General features: G+C 70.0%; 1 protein-coding gene. It reads left to right on the top strand.

Going from position 1 to position 1,138, the window contains the following annotated elements; genetic code table 11:
* Nucleotides 1-294: 294 nt before the first annotated feature.
* The coding region (locus ABZV34_RS39815) for a glycoside hydrolase family 36 N-terminal domain-containing protein (protein WP_356288309.1) at nucleotides 295-1,138 on the top strand (844 nt) is incomplete at its 3' end.

The following is a 1,138-nucleotide window of genomic DNA, read 5'->3' on the forward strand; positions in this document are numbered from 1 at the left end:
GCCCCGCTATCTCCGACCGCGTGAGCGGACCGTGGGACAGCACGGTGGTGAAGATCTGGGAAGCGGCCGGCGTATGGGCCGGGAACGCCTCGGGAGGAGAGGTCGAGCGCATGGCCGGAACCTAGGGTCATTATTTTCTGCTGTCAATGAAAGAAACAGGATTCACCTGAGGAGACTCAAGGAGATGCCTGTGACCTGCGAATCCAAAACCTGGATGGGGCATTGACACGTGATCCATGGTCGCGGTTGGCTTTCACTCGTCTCGTACGTGGCACCGTCTGAACGTGAGGACCCATGTCGCCGATCTCCTTCGCCCCGGACACCGGGGTCTGGCTGCTGTCCACCCCGCGCACCTCGTACGCGCTGCGGGTCGACGAGACCGGGGCGCCGTGCCACGTCGCGTGGGGCCCACGGCTGACCCTCGAAGAGGCCGAGCGGATCGCCGCCGTCCCCCCGGCCGTCGCGGCCAGCAGTTTCGAGGGCAGGCCCGCGGTCGGCGAGGAACTCCCCGTCGACGGCGGGACGCGTTACGGGCCGCCGTCCCTCCAGGTCAGGTTCGAGGACGGGTCCCGTGCCTTCGAGTGGCAGCCTGCCGGCCACGACGTGCGCGAGGGCGAGCTGACCCTGTCGTTCCGTGACCGCCGCTACCCCCTGCGGGTGGAGCTCCACTACCAGGTGCGCGACAACACGGACGTCATCGAACGCTGGACGGTCGTGCGCAACCTGGGCGACGAACCGGTCACCCTGCTGCGCGCCGACTCAGCCGCGTGGACCCTGCCGCTGCTGCGGGACTACCGGCTCGGCCATGTCACGGGTCAGTGGTCGGCCGAGAGCCGGCTCCACCGGGACCGACTGGCCCACGGCGAAACGGTGTTGACCAGCCGCCGCGGGATCACCAGCCATCACGCGAACCCCTGGGTGATGCTCGACTCGGGCGAGGCGACGGAGGACCACGGCCGGGTGTGGAGCGCCGCCCTCGCGTGGAGCGGGAGTTGGCGCGTCACCGTGCAGCGCACCCCCGACGGGCGGGCCGGGTTCACCGGCGGCCTCGGCCAGGACGGTACGACCGTGCCGCTCGCGCCGGGCGAGGAGTTCACCGCTCCCCCGTTCGCGGGCCTGTGCACCGACGGCGGTTTCG

Source organism: Streptomyces sp. NPDC005195, assembly GCF_040608315.1.
Taxonomy (GTDB): domain Bacteria; phylum Actinomycetota; class Actinomycetes; order Streptomycetales; family Streptomycetaceae; genus Streptomyces; species Streptomyces kaempferi.